General features: G+C 74.2%; 14 protein-coding genes and 1 riboswitch. Of the genes, 11 read left to right on the forward strand and 3 right to left on the reverse strand.

The features are described from left to right. The first annotated feature begins 228 nt into the window (after positions 1-228). The 3 genes from ACH4TG_RS24570 (at position 229) to ACH4TG_RS24580 (ending at position 3374) form a co-directional block, all read left to right on the forward strand. Entirely contained in the window at positions 229-2250 is a 2022-nt protein-coding gene (locus ACH4TG_RS24570) for a GTP-binding protein (protein ID WP_398244624.1), read from the forward strand. A 160-nt stretch (positions 2251-2410) separates the two neighbouring features. Beyond that, positions 2411-2806, forward strand: a complete 396-nt coding sequence (locus ACH4TG_RS24575) for a DUF427 domain-containing protein (RefSeq protein ID WP_398244625.1) — start codon at positions 2411-2413, stop codon at positions 2804-2806. A gap of 16 nt (positions 2807-2822) precedes the next feature. Continuing rightward, complete coding sequence (locus tag ACH4TG_RS24580) at positions 2823-3374, forward strand: sugar O-acetyltransferase (RefSeq protein ID WP_398244626.1); 552 nt, start codon at positions 2823-2825, stop codon at positions 3372-3374. Positions 3375-3435: 61 nt separating this feature from the next. Here the strand turns inward: ACH4TG_RS24580 and ACH4TG_RS24585 are convergent, their stop codons facing one another. Beyond that, positions 3436-4149, reverse strand: a complete 714-nt coding sequence (locus tag ACH4TG_RS24585) for a CGNR zinc finger domain-containing protein (protein ID WP_398244627.1) — start codon at positions 4147-4149, stop codon at positions 3436-3438. 167 nt (positions 4150-4316) lie between these two features. Here ACH4TG_RS24585 and ACH4TG_RS24590 point away from each other — a divergent pair, with 167 nt between their 5' ends. The 4 genes from ACH4TG_RS24590 to infA all read left to right on the forward strand — a co-directional run bounded on the left by ACH4TG_RS24590 (position 4317) and on the right by infA (position 7057). Continuing rightward, entirely contained in the window at positions 4317-5294 is a 978-nt protein-coding gene (locus ACH4TG_RS24590; protein ID WP_398244628.1) for a pyridoxamine 5'-phosphate oxidase family protein, read from the forward strand. 72 nt (positions 5295-5366) lie between these two features. Continuing rightward, on the forward strand, positions 5367-5834 hold the full coding sequence (locus ACH4TG_RS24595) for a DUF1348 family protein (protein WP_398244629.1): 468 nt from the start codon (positions 5367-5369) through the stop codon (positions 5832-5834). Positions 5835-6041: 207 nt separating this feature from the next. Next, entirely contained in the window at positions 6042-6836 is a 795-nt protein-coding gene (locus tag ACH4TG_RS24600; RefSeq protein WP_398244630.1) for a GNAT family N-acetyltransferase, read from the forward strand. Further along, on the forward strand, positions 6833-7057 hold the full coding sequence (gene infA, locus ACH4TG_RS24605) for a translation initiation factor IF-1 (RefSeq protein ID WP_398244631.1): 225 nt from the start codon (positions 6833-6835) through the stop codon (positions 7055-7057). Before ACH4TG_RS24600 ends, infA begins: the two co-directional genes overlap by 4 nt. Before the next feature lie 67 nt (positions 7058-7124). Here infA and ACH4TG_RS24610 read toward each other — a convergent pair whose 3' ends face one another. Then, positions 7125-8147 (reverse strand): LacI family DNA-binding transcriptional regulator, encoded by a 1023-nt coding sequence (locus tag ACH4TG_RS24610; protein ID WP_398244632.1) that lies wholly within the window; start codon positions 8145-8147, stop codon positions 7125-7127. 186 nt (positions 8148-8333) lie between these two features. Here ACH4TG_RS24610 and ACH4TG_RS24615 point away from each other — a divergent pair, with 186 nt between their 5' ends. Next, complete coding sequence (locus ACH4TG_RS24615; protein ID WP_398244633.1) at positions 8334-10283, forward strand: discoidin domain-containing protein; 1950 nt, start codon at positions 8334-8336, stop codon at positions 10281-10283. Positions 10284-10463: 180 nt separating this feature from the next. Here ACH4TG_RS24615 and ACH4TG_RS24620 read toward each other — a convergent pair whose 3' ends face one another. Further along, complete coding sequence (locus ACH4TG_RS24620) at positions 10464-11117, reverse strand: Type 1 glutamine amidotransferase-like domain-containing protein (RefSeq protein WP_398244634.1); 654 nt, start codon at positions 11115-11117, stop codon at positions 10464-10466. A 193-nt stretch (positions 11118-11310) separates the two neighbouring features. Between ACH4TG_RS24620 and ACH4TG_RS24625 the strand changes: the two genes are divergently transcribed. From ACH4TG_RS24625 to ACH4TG_RS24635, 3 genes are all read left to right on the forward strand, one after another. After that, the gene (locus tag ACH4TG_RS24625; protein ID WP_398244635.1) at positions 11311-12498 is read left to right on the forward strand and encodes a Gfo/Idh/MocA family protein; all 1188 of its coding nucleotides are present in this window, start codon (positions 11311-11313) and stop codon (positions 12496-12498) included. A 63-nt stretch (positions 12499-12561) separates the two neighbouring features. Next, positions 12562-12630, forward strand: a riboswitch (guanidine-III (ykkC-III) riboswitch). 31 nt (positions 12631-12661) lie between these two features. Next, positions 12662-12982, forward strand: coding sequence for a DMT family transporter (locus tag ACH4TG_RS24630; RefSeq protein WP_398244636.1), 321 nt, complete (start codon positions 12662-12664; stop codon positions 12980-12982). 135 nt (positions 12983-13117) lie between these two features. Next, on the forward strand, positions 13118-15268 hold the full coding sequence (locus ACH4TG_RS24635) for a glycoside hydrolase family 27 protein (protein ID WP_398244637.1): 2151 nt from the start codon (positions 13118-13120) through the stop codon (positions 15266-15268). Positions 15269-15359 lie beyond the last annotated feature (91 nt).

The raw sequence follows: 15359 nt of genomic DNA on the forward strand, positions 1-15359 counted from the left end.
CCCCGCGGGGGGGGGGGGGGGGGGGGGGCGGGGGGGGGGGGGGGGGGGGGGGGGGGGGGGGGGGGGGGGGGGGGGGGGGCCGGCCCCCCCCGCGGCCCCCCCCCCCCCCCGCCCGCTCTGCTGTAGTCGGACGGAGCCCAGCAGCCGACCGAGGAGCGCTGATCATGCGCGGAGCAGTCATGAACACCCGGACAGGAATGACCCCCTATCTCGAGGACATGACCCTTCGTGCAATCGCTCAACCTCGGCATCCTCGCCCATGTCGACGCCGGTAAGACCAGCCTGACCGAACGCCTGCTGTACACGGCGGGCGTCATCGACGAGATCGGCAGCGTCGACGACGGCAGCACCACGACCGACTCGCTCGCCCTGGAGCGGCGGCGCGGCATCACCATCAAGTCCGCGGTGGTCTCCTTCACCGTCGGCGGGCGCACCGTCAACCTCATCGACACCCCCGGCCACCCGGACTTCATCGCCGAGGTGGAGCGGGTGCTCGGCGTGCTCGACGGCGCCGTGCTGGTCGTGTCCGCTGTCGAGGGCGTGCAGCCCCAGACCCGGATCCTCATGCGCACCCTGCGCCGGCTGGGCATCCCCACCCTGCTGTTCGTCAACAAGCTCGACCGGGGCGCCGCCGACCTCGACCGCACCCTGGACCAGATCCGCACACGGCTCACCCCCGACGTCGTCCCGATGGTCACCGCGTCGCACCAGGGCACCCGCGATGCCGCCACCCTCCCGCGGACCACCGGCGACCCCGCGTTCCGGGCAATGCTGCTGGAGACCCTCGCCGAGCACGACGACACGCTGCTCGCCGAGTGGCTCGACGACGAGGCGGGCCTCGGGGGCGACCGGCTGCGGGCCGCGCTCGCCGGCCAGAGCGCGCGCGGCCTCGTGCACCCTGTGTACGCGGGATCCGCGGTCACCGGAGCCGGGGTGGACGCGCTGGTCGCCGGCCTGCAGGAGCTGCTGCCCGCGCCCGGCGGCGACCCGGGGGGACCGCCCTCGGGCAGCGTCTTCAAGGTGGAGCGCGGCCCGGCTGGGGAGCGGATCACCTATGTGCGGGTGGCATCGGGCACGATGCGGACCCGCGACCGGTTGCCGGTGCTCCGCGCGGGCCGTCCGGCCGGCGAGGGCAAGGTGACCGCGATCGGCGTGTTCGACAACGGCACCGAGGTGCGGGCCGAGTCCGTCGCGGCCGGGCGGATCGCCCGGCTGTGGGGCCTGGGCGACGTGCGCATCGGCGACACGCTCGGCACCCCGCCGGACGGCGCGCGCCGCGAGCACCACTTCGCGCCGCCGACCCTGGAGACCGTGGTCGCCGCCCGCCGGCCCGCCGACCGCGGCGCCCTGCACACCGCCCTCACCCTGCTCGCCGAGCAGGACCCGCTGATCGACCTGCGGCGCGACGAGGTCCGCCAGGAGATCGCGGTGTCGCTGTACGGGGAGGTCCAGAAGGAGGTCATCCAGGCCACGCTGGCCGAGGAGTTCGGGGTGGAGGCGGTGTTCCACGGCACCACCACCCTGCACATCGAGCGGCCGGCCGGCACCGGCGCCGCACTGGAGGCCAAGGAGAAGGACGGCAACCCGTTCCTCGCCACGATCGGCCTGCGGGTGGAGCCAGCGCCCGTGGGCAGCGGCGTGGTGTTCCGGCGCGAGGTCGAGCTGGGCTCCCTGCCGTACGCGTTCTTCAAGGCGGTCGAGGAGACCGTCGACGAGACGCTGAAGCAGGGCCTGCACGGCTGGCAGGTCACCGACTGCGTGGTGACCATGACCCACTCCGGCTACAACGCCCGGCAGAGCCACGCCCACGCCGTCTTCGACAAGAGCATGTCCAGCACGTCCGGGGACTTCCGCAGCCTCACCCCGCTGGTGCTGATGGCCGCGCTGCGGCGGGCCGGCACCCGGGTCCACGAGCCGATGCACCGGTTCCGGCTGGACATCCCCGCCGCCCAGCTCGGCACGGTGCTGCCGGTGCTCACCCGGCTGCGTGCGGTACCGCGCGGCCCGGTCCTGGAGGGCGACGGCTACGTCATCGAGGGCGCCGTCCCCGCGGCCCGGGTGCACGGCCTGGAGCAGCAGCTGCCGACCCTCACCAGCGGCGAGGGCGTGCTGGAGACGGCGTTCGACCACTACCAGGAGGTGCGGGGACCGGTGCCGCAGCGGACCCGCACCGACCACAACCCGCTCAACCGCAAGGAGTACCTGCTGGCGGTGCAGCGCCGGCTGTCAGGGCTCGGCGCGGGCAGGTGAACGCCCCGCCGGGGCGCGATGGGGCCGGGGCCGGGGCAGGCAGGCGGGCCCCGGCGCCGGCGGGAATGGCGGGCCGGGTCCGTGCGCTGCACGTAGGAGTGGCGTCCGGGCCCGGGCCGCCGCCGATGTGCCACGACCACCCACTCCAGGGAGAGCACCTATGGACCGCACAGCACGTCCCGTCAGGACACCCGGTCCCGACCACCCCATCACCGTCGAGCCGACGGGCGCGCGCGTCGTCGTCCGTGCCGGCGGGCAGGTGATCGCCGACACCGCCGCCGCCCTCACCCTGCGCGAGGCCGACTACCCGGCCGTCCAGTACATCCCGCTGGCCGACGTCGCCGAGGGCGCCCTGCGGCCCACCGACACCCTCACCTACTGCCCGTACAAGGGAGACGCCTCGTACTTCGCGCTCACCGGGCCCGCAGGGGAGGTCGCCGACGCGGTGTGGAGCTACGAGAAGCCGTACGACGCCGTCGACGTGATCGCCGGTCACGTCGCCTTCTACCCGCAGCACGTGGAGATCGAGATCGGCACCACGGAAGGCCGGGCGTAGGCCGCACACTGGGGGGATGGGTGAGAACAAGGACCGGATGCTGGCCGGCGAGTGGTACATCGCCGACGACGAGGAACTGGGCGCGGCGACCGTGCGGCGCGAACGGCTGTGCCTGGCCTACAACACGAGCGCGGACCGCGCCGAGCGGCCCGCGCTGCTGAAGGAGCTGCTCGGCGAGGTCGGCGAGCGGGTGAACATCAGGCCGCCGTTCCAGTGCGACTACGGCGAGTACATCCGCATCGGGGCGCGGACGTTCGTCAACTTCGGCGCCGTCTTCCTGGACGCCGCACCGATCACCGTGGGCGAGGACGTCCAGATCGGCCCCAACGTCCAACTGCTCACGCCCACCCATGAGTTGGACGCGGAAAGGCGCCGCGCGGGCTGGGAGAGGGCGCTGCCCATCACGATCGGCGACAACGTGTGGCTCGGCGGCGGCGTCATCGTCTGCCCGGGCGTCACCATCGGGGCAGGCACGGTCGTGGGCGCCGGCTCGGTCGTCACGAAGGACCTGCCGCCCGGCGTCCTCGCCGTCGGCAATCCGGCCCGGGTGATCCGGACGCTGGAGTAGCGGCCGCGGAACCGGCCGCGGTCCATGGTGGGGGGCCAAGTGCCCTGGCCCGCGGGCCGGTTCAGCCGCCCGGCCGGGCGTGGTGCCGCTGGTAGTGGCGGGCGACCCGCGCCCGGTTGCCGCAGCCGGCGGAGCACCACGCGCGGCGCGGGTGGGTGCCGAGGAAGTACAGGACGCACCCGGGAGCCAGGCACGCGCGCAGCGCGTGCCGGTCGTCCCCGGCGAAGAGCCGCGCCGCGTCCTCGGCCACCAGGGACAGCGCGGCGGCGGCCGGGGAGTGCGCGGAGCTCAGGGTGCGTACCGGGGTCCCGCCCTCGGGCCAGCTGAGCCGCGACCAGCTCGGGGCGAGGGCGCACGCCCGGTCCACGTCGGCCGACGCCGCGGCGACGTCCGGCGGGCCGGCGAGCGCGGCCGGCCGGCTGTCGTGCGTGGCGGCGGCGGCCAGGGCCCGCAGCGCGTCCCGCAGCCTGCGGAACTCCGGCAGGAGCGCGGCCAGTTCGCCGTCCTCGGACGGGGAGGCGGCCGGCCCCCGGGGTTCCCGCGCGGAGGCGGGTCGCGCACCGGGATCCGCCAGGGTGCTGCCGATCCCGCCGGGCAGGCGCGGCGCGATCGCGGCCAGCCAGGCACGCAGGTCGCCCGTGGTCCGGAGGAAGTCGCCCACGCCGCCGGCGTCGGCGCGGACCGTGTTCATCAGCTGCACGGGCAGCGGCTCGCCGGGCAGCACCGACGCGTCGTGCGGTGGCTGCCCGGCCGTCCCGGGACCGTTGGCGCTCATCGCGACCACCGTAACGCCGGACCTAATGGGTGTCCACGTCCTCAACCATTTGACACGCCCGGGCGCGCGTGCCACGGTGACTAATGAACGAGCGCACCCTCAGGCATTAGTCGCTGGTGTCGGGACGGGCCTGCGGGGTCGCTCGCCGGCTCGAGGAGGCTGTGCTCATGAGGACCGCCACCGGGCGCGGATCGGGGTTCCACGAGGGCGAACTGGCCGTGCAGCGCCGGGCCGGGGCCGCCGAGCGCGCCGGCCGGCTCGGCGGCATGCTCGCCCCGCCCGAGCTGACCGGCGTGCCCGCGATGTTCCTGGCGCACCTCGCGCTGGTGGCGCTGACCGCCCTCGACGCCGACGGCCGGCCCTGGACGGTGCCGCTGTCCGGCCCGCCGGGCTTCCTCGACGTCGTCGACGCGACCACCCTGGACGTGCTGGCGCTGCCGGCCCCCGGCGGGCCGCTCCCGGGCGGCCCGGCCCGCGGCGGCGCGGTCGGCATGGTGGGCGTCGACTTCGCGACCCGCCGCCGCTACCGCGTCAACGGCACGGTCGTCGCCACCGGTCCGACCGGCTTCGCGGTCCGGGCGCGGCAGGCGTTCGGCAACTGCCCGCAGTACATCCAGCAGCGCGAGGTCACCCCGGACGACCCCGGTGGGACGGCCGGCACCGGGGCGCTCGGGACCGTCGGGGCCGCGGCCGGACCTGTCTCCCCGGACGGCGGGGAGACGCGCACCGCGCCGGACGACGCCGACACCGCCCTGATCTCCCGCGCCGACACCTTCTTCCTCGGCACGTTGCACCCGGCCGCCGGGGCCGACGCCTCGCACCGAGGCGGGGCGCCGGGGTTCGTCCGGGTCGAGGACGGCGCGCTGTGGTGGCCCGACTATCCGGGCAACAACATGTTCGCCAGCCTCGGCAACCTCGCCGCGGACCCCCGCGCCGCCCTGATGTTCCCCGACTTCGCGACCGGCACCGTGCTGCACCTGTCCGGGCGCGCGGAGGTCGAGTGGACGGGCGCGGGCGTGCCGGGCGACGACGGGAGCACCGGCCGCCGCGTCCGCTTCACCCCGAGCCGCGTCGTCCGCACACCGGCCGCCTTCCGGGCCGGGCCCGCGACCCCGTCCCCGCGCAACCCGCGGCTGACCGGCTGACCGCCTGACCCTGTGACCGCCTGATCGCCAGAACGCCGAACTCGCCCCGCCCGCACGGACCCAGGAGACCCGATGACCGAACAGCGCCCGCCGCTCCCGCCGTTCACCGGGGAGACCGCACGCCAGAAGGTCCAGGCGGCCGAGGACGCCTGGAACAGCCGCGACCCCGAACGGGTCAGCCTCGCCTACACCGAGGACTCCCGCTGGCGCAATCGGGACACCTTCCTCACCGGCCGCGCCGAGATCGTCGCGTTCCTCACCGCCAAGTGGGAGCGCGAACTCGACTACGCCCTGCGCAAGAGCCTGTGGGCCTTCACCGGCAACCGCATCGCGGTCCGCTTCCAGTACGAGTCGCACGACGCGGCCGGCCAGTGGTACCGCTCCTACGGCAACGAGCAGTGGGAGTTCGACGGGAACGGCCTGATGCGGCGCCGCGAGGCGAGCATCGACGACGTGCCCATCGCCGCGGGCGAGCGCCGCATCTTCGGACCCCGCCCGCAGGACGAGCGCGACCCCGGCCACGACTTCGGACTGCGCTGAGTGCCCTGGCGTGCCGGTCCGCGGAAAAGCAGTTGAGCGCGGCGTGCGCGGGAGCTAGTTTCGTGGCGGACCGCGAAGTCATCGTAGGGAGGTGAGACCCGTGAACACAGTTACCCGGGTGCTCCCTCACCCCGCCACGGTCCTGCGGCTGACGTTCGGTGTCGCCAGGAGCGCCTGAGATCGAGGCACTCCTGGAGGGAGACTCCGATGGACAAGAAGCCTTTCACACCAGGCCTGGGCGAGAACGCGGTGACGGTCACGCGCGTCGCCGACAGGCAATGGCACGCACTGGACGACGACGTGGTGGCCGGCTGCGGGTATGCCGAACACCGCGCCGACGGCCGCCTGTTCGTCAGCATCGACGCCTGGCACGACGCCGCCTTCGACCGGCTCGCCGAGGTGATGCCGGCGGAACTGCCGGCGCCCCTGTACACCGTGGTCGACGAGGCCGACGTCGAGCTGACCGCCCGCTGGCGGCGGGCCGGTTTCACGGTCCGGCGCCGCGAGTGCGAGTACGCCGTGCCGACCGACCCGGGGGTCACCGGGCTCGAAGCCGTCCAGCCGCCTCCGGGCGTGGCGATCGTGCCCGCCGGCCAGGCGGACGAGACGCTGCTGCGGGCGGTGGACCGCGCGATCCGTGAGGAGGTCGAGGCGACCGCCGGGTGGTGGCAGTCGATGCCCGCGGAAGTGATCCCCCGCCCCGCGGGCGACACGATCGTCGACCCGTCGAAGTACGTGGTGGCCGCGGCGCCCGACCGCTACCTGGGACTGATCCGGGTGGTGACGGTGAACCGGCCGCGCGTCGGGCTGGTCGCGGTCCGGGACGGCGAGCGGCGCCGCGGCATCGCCCGGGCGCTGCTCGCCCACGCGCTGGGGACGCTGCACCGCTGCGGCCACGACGCGGCCTGGACCGAGGTCCAGGAGTCCAACCGGGCGGCCTCGGCGCTGTTCGAGGGCATCGGCGCCCGGCCGGTCGGCGCCAACCTGGAGCTGGTGCGATGACCAGGCAGAAGAACGTCATCGAAGTCGAGGGCCGGGTCGTGGAGTGCCTGCGCAGCGCCATGTTCACCGTGGAGCTGGAGAACGGCCACCGGGTGCTCGCGCACATCAGCGGGAAGATGCGCAAGCACTTCATCAAGATCTACCTGGAGGACCGGGTGCTGGTGGAGCTCCCGCCCTACGACCTGACCCGCGGCCGCATCGTCTTCCGCTACCGCAACTAGCCCCCGTCGCCACCTCCCGCACCGTCGGGTGGCGGCGCCCCGGCCACGGCTCTCCGTGGCCGGGGCGTCAGGGGGTTGCGGGGGCCGGGCCGGTGGAACCGCGCAGGACGAGGTGGGTGGCCAGTTCGACGTGCAGGGTGTCCACGGTGTGCCGGTCGAGGAGCCGCATCAGCAGCGAGACCGCCATCCGGCCCATCTCCTCCAGGGGCTGGCGGACCGTCGTCAGGCGCGGCACGGTGCTGCGGCTGAGGTCGATGTCGTCGAACCCGGTGATCGAGAGGTCCTCGGGCACCCGCAGCCCGCGCTCGTAGGCGGCGCGCAGCGCGCCGACCGCCGCCTTGTCGTTGAACGCGACCAGGGCGGTGGGCCGTTGGGGGAGGTCGAGCAGTTCGCACGCCGCGTCGTACCCCCAGTCGGCCGTGGGCTCGATGCTGCGCAGCAGTTCGGGGGAGGGCAGGACGCCGACCTCGGCGAGCGCCGAGGTGTGCCCGGCCAGCCGCGACCGGCTGGCCAGCCAGTCGCCCGGGCCGCCGATCACGCCGATCCTGCGGTGCCCCAGCTCGACCAGGTGCGCGGTGACGCTGCGCGCCGCGGTCAGGTTCGCCGCCGACACCGAGGCGATGTCGCGGGGGAGCGGGGTGCGCGGATCGACCACCACGAACGGGAAGTCCTGCGCCCGCAGCGCCTCCAACTCCCGTTCCGGCTCCGGCGGGACGATCAGCACGGCGCCCGCGATCCCGGCGTCGTTGGGCAGTCCCGGCAGCACCTGGAGGTCCCGCGCCGCGTCCCCCGCGCTGAGCACCAGCCGCCGGCCGTGCAGGTCCAGGGTCTCCGCGATCGAGGAGACGATCACCCCGAAGTAGTCGGTCAGCACGTAGGGGCAGCGCACGTAGATCGCGCCGCTCGCGCTGCCGCGCCGGGCGGGTGCGGGCGCACCGAGGCGGGCCACCGCCTTGCGCACCAGCTCCTGGGTGTCCGGCGCGACATGGGCGTGCCCGTTCATCACGCGCGACACGGTGGCGATCGACACGCCGGCCTCGGCCGCGATGGCCCGGACGGTGGCGCGGCCGCCGCCCTGCTGCCTAGCCACCTGTTACAGCCCTTCGTTTCATCGTCCCAGCCTAGCGGCCCGCGCCCGTGGCGGCGTCGATTCTCCACGGGATCCGGCCATCGATGTTGACAGGCCGCCCGGGGGAGGCTTGTCTGTCTCCCGCAGTGGGGTTGCAGAAAACGTTACAGGTTGTTTCATGACAACCGGACCCTAGCGAGGAGAAGCATGAGGAGACGCGCACTCGCGGCAGCGGCGGTCACCGCCGCGGCCCTCGGCCTCACCTGCGTGCCGGCCGCCCCGACCGTCGCGCAGACTCCGGCCGCCGACCACCCCCAGCAGGCCCCGACCGCCTCGGTGTGGGTCACCACCGCCGACGGCACCGAACATCTGCGGCAGCAGGCCCCCGTCGCCTTCCACCCGGGCGCCTCCGACCTGACGACGATCACCGTCGACCCCGGGCAGCGCTACCAGAGCGTCGACGGCTTCGGCGGCGCGCTCACCGACTCCTCGGCCGCGGTGCTCGGTTCGCTGCCCGCCGCCGACCGGGACGCCGCGATGCGGCAGCTCTTCGACCCCCGGCAGGGCATCGGCGTCAGCTTCCTGCGCCAGCCCGTCGGCTCGTCGGACTTCACCGCGTCGCCCACCCACTACACCTACGACGACGTGCCCGCGGGGCAGACCGACTTCGGGCTCGAGCACTTCAGCATCGCCCACGACGAGCAGCAGATCCTGCCCTTGCTGCGCCAGGCCGAGCGGCTCAACCCGCAGCTGACCGTGATGGCCACGCCGTGGAGCCCGCCGGCCTGGATGAAGGACAGCGACTCGCTCGTCGGCGGACATCTCAAGGACGACCCGAAGATCTACCAGGCGTACGCCCGCTACCTGGTGAAGTTCGTCCAGGCCTACGCCGCGGCCGGCGTGCCCGTCGACTACCTGACGGTCCAGAACGAGCCGCAGAACCGCAAGCCGAACGCGTACCCCGGCACCGACCTGCCGGTCCAGCAGGAGGCCGCGGTCATCGAGGCGCTGGGCCCGCTGCTGCACAAGGCCAGCCCGCACACCAAGATCCTGGCCTACGACCACAACTGGACCACCCACCCGGACGACATCAAGACCGCCCAGCAGCTCGGCGAGGACCCGCAGACCGACTACCCGTACGAGGTGCTGGACGGCCCGGCCGCCAAGTGGATCGCCGGCACCGCGTACCACTGCTACTCCGGCGACCCCAGCGCGCAGACCGCGCTGCACGACGCGCACCCCGACAAGGGCATCTGGTTCACCGAGTGCTCCGGCTCGCACGGTGCGACGGACACGCCCCCGCAGATCTTCCGCGGCACCCTGACCTGGCACGCCCGCACCATCACGGTGGGCACCACCCGCAACTGGGCGAAGTCCGTGGCCGACTGGAACCTCGCCCTCGACCCGCAGGGCGGCCCGCACAACGGCGGCTGCGACACCTGCTCGGCGTTCCTCACGGTCGCGCCCGACCACACCGTGACCACCAACGCCGAGTACTACACCATCGGGCACCTGTCGAAGTTCGTGCAGCCCGGCGCCGTCCGGATCGCCAGCACCAACTACGGCACCACCGGCTGGAACGGCCAGATCACCGACGTGGCCTTCACCAACCCCGACGGCTCCACCGCGCTCGTGGTCCACAACGAGAACGACGACCCGCGGTCCTTCGCGGTTGCGGTCGGCGGGCAGAGCTTCACGTACACCCTGCCGGGCGGAGCGCTCGCCACCTTCACCTGGCCCAAGTCCGGTGCGCTCGCGGGCACGCCGCACCAGATCCCGCTGACCGGTGCCACCGCCACCGCGTCCCCGGCCGGGCAGGGCTCCCCGCAACTGGCGGCCGACGACGACGGCACCACCCGGTGGACCAGCGGTGCCGCGCAGACCCCCGGCCAGTACGTCCAGCTGGACCTGGGGCGCGCCACCTCGTTCCGCCAGGTGGCCATCGACAGCGGTGACAACCTCGGCGACTACGCCCGCGGTTGGCAGCTGTCGGTCAGCGACGACGGCACCCACTGGCGGACCGCCGCGTCCGGCACCGGCACCGGCCAGCTGACCACCGTCGACCTGCCGCCCACCCGCGCCCGCTACCTGCGGATCACCCAGACCGGCTCGGCCGGGAACTGGTGGAGCCTGGCGGACCTCCGCCTCTACCGCTGACGTGCGACCGCCTGGCACCGGGTCCTGAGCGTCGGCCCCGGCAACCGGACCCCCGACCGTCCGACCCGTGTGAGCGCCTGACACCTCACCGCAGGTCGTGACCCGCTCCCGATCCCCGCGCACCTCCCGGGCCCCCCGGGGAGCGCGGGGGTCGGCGCGCGAGGAGGATGTGACGGGACGTCAGAGCAGGTGCTGCCGGGGGCCGTCGACGACCAGGACGCTGCCGTCGCGCATCCGGTGATGCGGGGTGCCCGCCGCGCGGTAGGCGGCCGAGACCTCGCCCAGCAGCACCGTCTCGGGGTGGCCAGGCGACTCGATGTGCGGGACGAACGCCCGGTCGATGACGCCGAGTCCGTCCCACACGGGCTCCTCGCCGTAGACGCGGGCCACCGCCGTGGCGTCGTCGCAGTGCTCCAGACCGCGCAGCGACGGCGCCAGCACGCACGCCCCCGCGCTGTACCCGGCATAGACCAGGGCGTCGCGTTCCAGCAGCGAACGGAACGCGGTGTCCGCGCCGCTGTGCGCCATCGCCTGCCGGAGCATGAAGACGTTGCCGCCGCGCAGCCAGACCAGCGGGTAGGCGGCCAGCACCGCGGCCATCTCCCGCGGACCGCCGCCCGCGTGCTCGCGCAGATCCACCTCCACCGGCTCCAGGCCCAGCGCGCGCAGCGCCGCCGACTCGCGTTCCATGCCCGCCGCCCGGGCCTCGCCGCCCTCCGCGTCGAGGGCGTTGCCGACCACCGCGACCGGCCGTTCCGTGCGGCCGCCGGGCAGCAGCTCCAGCAGGTGCTCGGGACGGTCGCCGAGCCGGAAGGACGACAGGTACAGGCGCATGCGCCGACCCTAGGCCCTGTCCGGGCCGCCCGCCCGGCCTTCGCGGCGCCGCACCACCGCGGTGAATGAGCCACCGTCCGGCGGGAAGGCGACGCGGCCTAGGCTCCTCGTACAGCGACCGGCGACCACCCCCGTACAGCACCTCCTACAGCGACCTCGTACCGCAACCACGGACAGCAAAGGAACAGCCACCATGACCGACCTCCGTCTCGGCGTCCTCGGCTACGGCATGCGCGGCCCGCTCGCCCGCAGAGCGCACCGGCCGGGGGACGGCGCCCGCGTCACCGCCGTCGCCGACCCCGACAAGGGGAGCCGGAAGCAGGCGGCCAAGGCGTTCCCCGGCGCGTCGACCACCCCGGACCACCGCAAGGTGGTGGAGGACCCCGAGGTCGACGCCGTGTTCGTCCTCACCCCCGACGACACCCACGCCGACCTCACCTGCGCGGCCCTGGAAGCCGGCAAGGCGGTCTTCGTCGAGAAGCCGCTCGACGTCACCATCGAGCGCTGCGACGCGATCCTGCGCACCGCCCGCGAGACCGGCAGCCGCCTGTACGTCGGCCACAACATGCGGCACATGCCGGTGATCCGGCTGATGCGGGACATCATCGCCCGCGGCGACATCGGCGCGGTCAAGACGGTGTGGGTGCGGCACTTCGTCGGCTACGGCGGCGACTTCTACTTCAAGGACTGGCACGCCGAACGCGACCGCACCACCGGCCTGCTGCTGCAGAAGGCCGCGCACGACATCGACGTGCTGCACTGGCTGGCCGGCGGCTGGACCGACCGGGTCCAGGCCATGGGCGACCTCATGGTCTACGGCGACCTGCCGCGCCGCGCCCCCGGCAGGCCCAAGACCGACGACTGGTACACCAAGGACGGCCACTGGCCGCCGGCCACCCAGCGCGACCTGAACCCGGTGATCGACATCGAGGACGTCTCGCTGGTCAACATGCGCCTGGACAACGGCGTCCTGGCCGCCTACCAGCAGTGCCACTTCACGCCCGACTACTGGCGCAACTACACGGTGATCGGCGACGCGGGCCGGCTGGAGAACGTCGGCGACGGACCCGGCGCGGAGGTGCGGGTCTGGAACTCCCGCCGCTCCGGGCACCGCGCCGACGCCGACGCCGTGCACCGCGTCCCGGACGCCGCCTCCAGCGCCGGGCACGGCGGCGCCGACCCGCTGCTCATCGACGAGTTCCTGCGGTTCGCCCGGACCGGCTGCCGTACCGACACCTCGCCGGTGGCCGCCCGCATGGCGGTCGCCGCCGGGGTGCGGGCGACCGAGTCGCTGCGCGACGGCGGCACCCCGCGGGACATCCCGCCGCTGGACCCCGACCTGCTGCGCTACTTCGCCGAGGGCCAGCCCGGCTCGCACTGAACCCCGCACCCTCGCCCCGGCGATGCCGGCGCCACCGCCCCCTTCACCGGCGGCGGCGCCGGCGCCGTGTTTGCTACGGTTGACAGGACCCGACGAGCGCGCCGTACCGGGACCCTGAAAAGACGGTGCACCCCCGCAAGCACGAATCTTCGGAGGTGCCGTCATGGCATGGGTCCTGATCATCGTCGCCGGCCTGCTCGAGGTCGTCTGGTCGATCGGTATGAAGTACACCGACGGCTTCACCCGCCTGTGGCCGAGCGTGATGACTGGCGCGGGCATCGTCGCCAGCATGCTGCTGCTCTCCCAGGCCGCGAAGACACTGCCGATCGGCACCGCCTACGGCGTGTGGGTCGGCATCGGCGCGGCCGGCGCGGCCGTCGTCGGCATGCTGCTGCTCGGCGAGCCCGCCAACGCCGCCAGGATCTTCTTCGTCGTCCTGCTGCTGGTGGCCGTCGTCGGCCTCAAGGCCACGTCGGGGCACTGAGCGGGAGCGAATTTTAGTTTATTAGGAATAATCGTTGACACCCTGCGGGCCCGCGGTCACAGTCATCCGCGGGCCCGCGCCCCCGGCTGCCGGGGTGCGCTGAGCCCGTGTATCCCCAACTTCCGGGAGAACCACGTGACTTCGCACCGTTCAGTCAGGGCGCGCGCCCGGCGGGCCGCGCTGGCCGCGAGCACGGCCGCACTGCTCGCCGTGGCCGCGCCCGGCGTGGCCCAGGCCCGTCCGGCGGCCCGGCCCGCGCCGGTGGACGCCGGCGCGCCCGCGTCCTACGACAGCGGCCTGTCGCCCACGCCCCCCATGGGCTGGAACACCTACTACGGGCTGGGCGCGCCCACCGAGACCCAGGTCAAGGCCGTCGCCGACTTCCTGGTCCGCAGCGGCCTGCGGGACAGCGGCTACGACATCGTCTGGCTCGACGGCGGCTGGCAGGCCGACGAGCCCCGCGACGCGCAGGGCAACCTGACCGCCAACCCCACCCGCTTCCCCGACGGGATCCCGTCGCTGGTGGCGTACCTGCACGCCCGCGGTCTGAAGGCCGGCATCTACACCGACGCGGGCGACTACGCCCCCGCCAGCTGCGGCCTCGGCAGCCGCGGCCACTACCAGCAGGACGCCGACCTGTTCGCGGGCTGGAAGATCGACGCGATCAAGGTCGACTTCCTGTGCGGGATCGGCGAGAAGCTCGATCCGGGCCCGGCCTTCCGGCAGTTCAGCGACGCGGTGGCGCGCTCCGGGCGGCCGATGCTGCTCAACCTGTGCAACCCGCTGACCGACGACTGGGGTCTGCCGCACACCCCGGCGCAGGACGCCCACAACACCTATGTCTACGGGCCGACCACCGCGGACTCCTGGCGCACCGGCACCGACATCGCCTGGGGATCGCCCACGGCCGGCGAGTTCCCCAACGTGCTGCGGAACATGGACGCCAACGCCTGGCACCCCGAGGCGCAGGGTCCCGGGCACTGGAACGACCCGGACTACCTGATCCCCATGCGCACCCTGCCCGGGGGCGGCTACGAGCTGGACCAGGAGGAGTCCACCACCCAGCTGGTGATGTGGGCCGAGATGGCCTCGCCGCTGATCATCGGCTCCGACCCGCGCACCCTGCCGCCGGCCATGATCGCCGCGCTGCGCAACCCGGAGATCCTCGCCGTCGACCAGGACCCGCTGGGCATCCAGGGCGTGCGGATCGCCACCGACGCCACCGGCGACACCTACAGCAAGGTGCTGCGGGGCAGCGGGCGGCGGGCGGTCGTGCTGCTCAACCGCTCGGACGCGCCCGCGCAGCGGACCGTGACCTTCGCGCAGGCCGGGCTGGCCGGCCCGGTCGCGGTGCGCGACCTGCGGGCCCGCACGGACCGCGGCACGCACACCGGCGGCTACACCGTGACCGTTCCCGCGCACGGCACCGCGTTCCTCGGTCTCACCGGCGCCGACGACGCGCCGGGGACCCTGATCGGCGCCACCTCGGCCGCCGACCCCGCGATCGTGCGGGACGGCGACACCCTGACCGCCTTCACCCGGCAGGCGAACGGCTCGCTGAGCGCGCGGACCGGCCGTGACGGGCACTGGGGCGGCCCGGCGACCGATCTCGGCGGGCCCACCCGGGGCCGCTTCCAGGGCCAGCCGGCGGCGTACGCGTCCTCCGGCGGGCGGATCGACGTCTTCGTCCGCGGCCTGGACGGCGCGGCCTACCTGCGCACCTTCCGCGACGGCCGCTGGGGCCCGTGGCAGGACCTGGGGGGCGACCTGGCCGACGCGCCGGCCGCGGCGGTGACCGGGCCCGGACGGTGGACGCTGTTCGCCACCGGCGCCGACGGGACCGTGGTGACCCGCGGCCCGCAGGGCGGCTGGAGTGCGCTGGGCGCGCCCGACGGCCCCGCGCTGTACGGCCGTCCCTCCGCCGCCACCGACGCGCAGGGCCGCACCCACCTGGCCGTGCGCGCCGCGGACGACGCGGTGTGGACCCGGGTCCAGGACGCCTCCGGGACCTGGTCCGGGTGGTCGTCGCTGGGCGGCACGATCAGCGGCAGCCCGACGCTGGTGGCGACCGGCGGCAGCGTCCGGCTCCTGGCCCGCGCAGGGGACTACACCCTGTGGCAGCGCACCTACGACGCGGCCGCCGGGACGTGGGGCGACTGGTTCCCCGAGCGCGCGTTCGCGAGCAACGCCTTCGACGGCGCCCTGGGCGCCACCGCGGGCCACGACGGCACGGTGCTGGCCGTGGCCCGGGGCGTCGGCGGGGCGGTCCGCCAGAGCTCCTTCTGAGGCGGGGGCAGTTCGCGCCCCCGCTCGTCCCTGCCTCCCGGGGCCCTCACCTGGGGGGAACGGCGGAGCGTCGTCGCAGCCGTTACTAAAT

Source organism: Streptomyces sp. NPDC020917, from assembly GCF_044333795.1.
Taxonomy (GTDB): domain Bacteria; phylum Actinomycetota; class Actinomycetes; order Streptomycetales; family Streptomycetaceae; genus Actinacidiphila.

Coding starts and splice junctions, on each gene's coding strand:
- infA (WP_398244631.1), top strand. CDS start 6,833: ATGACCAGGCAGAAGAACGTCATCGAAGTCGAGGGCCGGGTCGTGGAG.
- ACH4TG_RS24620 (WP_398244634.1), bottom strand. CDS start 11,117: ATGCGCCTGTACCTGTCGTCCTTCCGGCTCGGCGACCGTCCCGAGCAC.
- ACH4TG_RS24595 (WP_398244629.1), top strand. CDS start 5,367: ATGACCGAACAGCGCCCGCCGCTCCCGCCGTTCACCGGGGAGACCGCA.
- ACH4TG_RS24585 (WP_398244627.1), bottom strand. CDS start 4,149: ATGAGCGCCAACGGTCCCGGGACGGCCGGGCAGCCACCGCACGACGCG.
- ACH4TG_RS24600 (WP_398244630.1), top strand. CDS start 6,042: ATGGACAAGAAGCCTTTCACACCAGGCCTGGGCGAGAACGCGGTGACG.
- ACH4TG_RS24625 (WP_398244635.1), top strand. CDS start 11,311: ATGACCGACCTCCGTCTCGGCGTCCTCGGCTACGGCATGCGCGGCCCG.
- ACH4TG_RS24615 (WP_398244633.1), top strand. CDS start 8,334: ATGAGGAGACGCGCACTCGCGGCAGCGGCGGTCACCGCCGCGGCCCTC.
- ACH4TG_RS24580 (WP_398244626.1), top strand. CDS start 2,823: ATGGGTGAGAACAAGGACCGGATGCTGGCCGGCGAGTGGTACATCGCC.
- ACH4TG_RS24575 (WP_398244625.1), top strand. CDS start 2,411: ATGGACCGCACAGCACGTCCCGTCAGGACACCCGGTCCCGACCACCCC.
- ACH4TG_RS24630 (WP_398244636.1), top strand. CDS start 12,662: ATGGCATGGGTCCTGATCATCGTCGCCGGCCTGCTCGAGGTCGTCTGG.
- ACH4TG_RS24590 (WP_398244628.1), top strand. CDS start 4,317: ATGAGGACCGCCACCGGGCGCGGATCGGGGTTCCACGAGGGCGAACTG.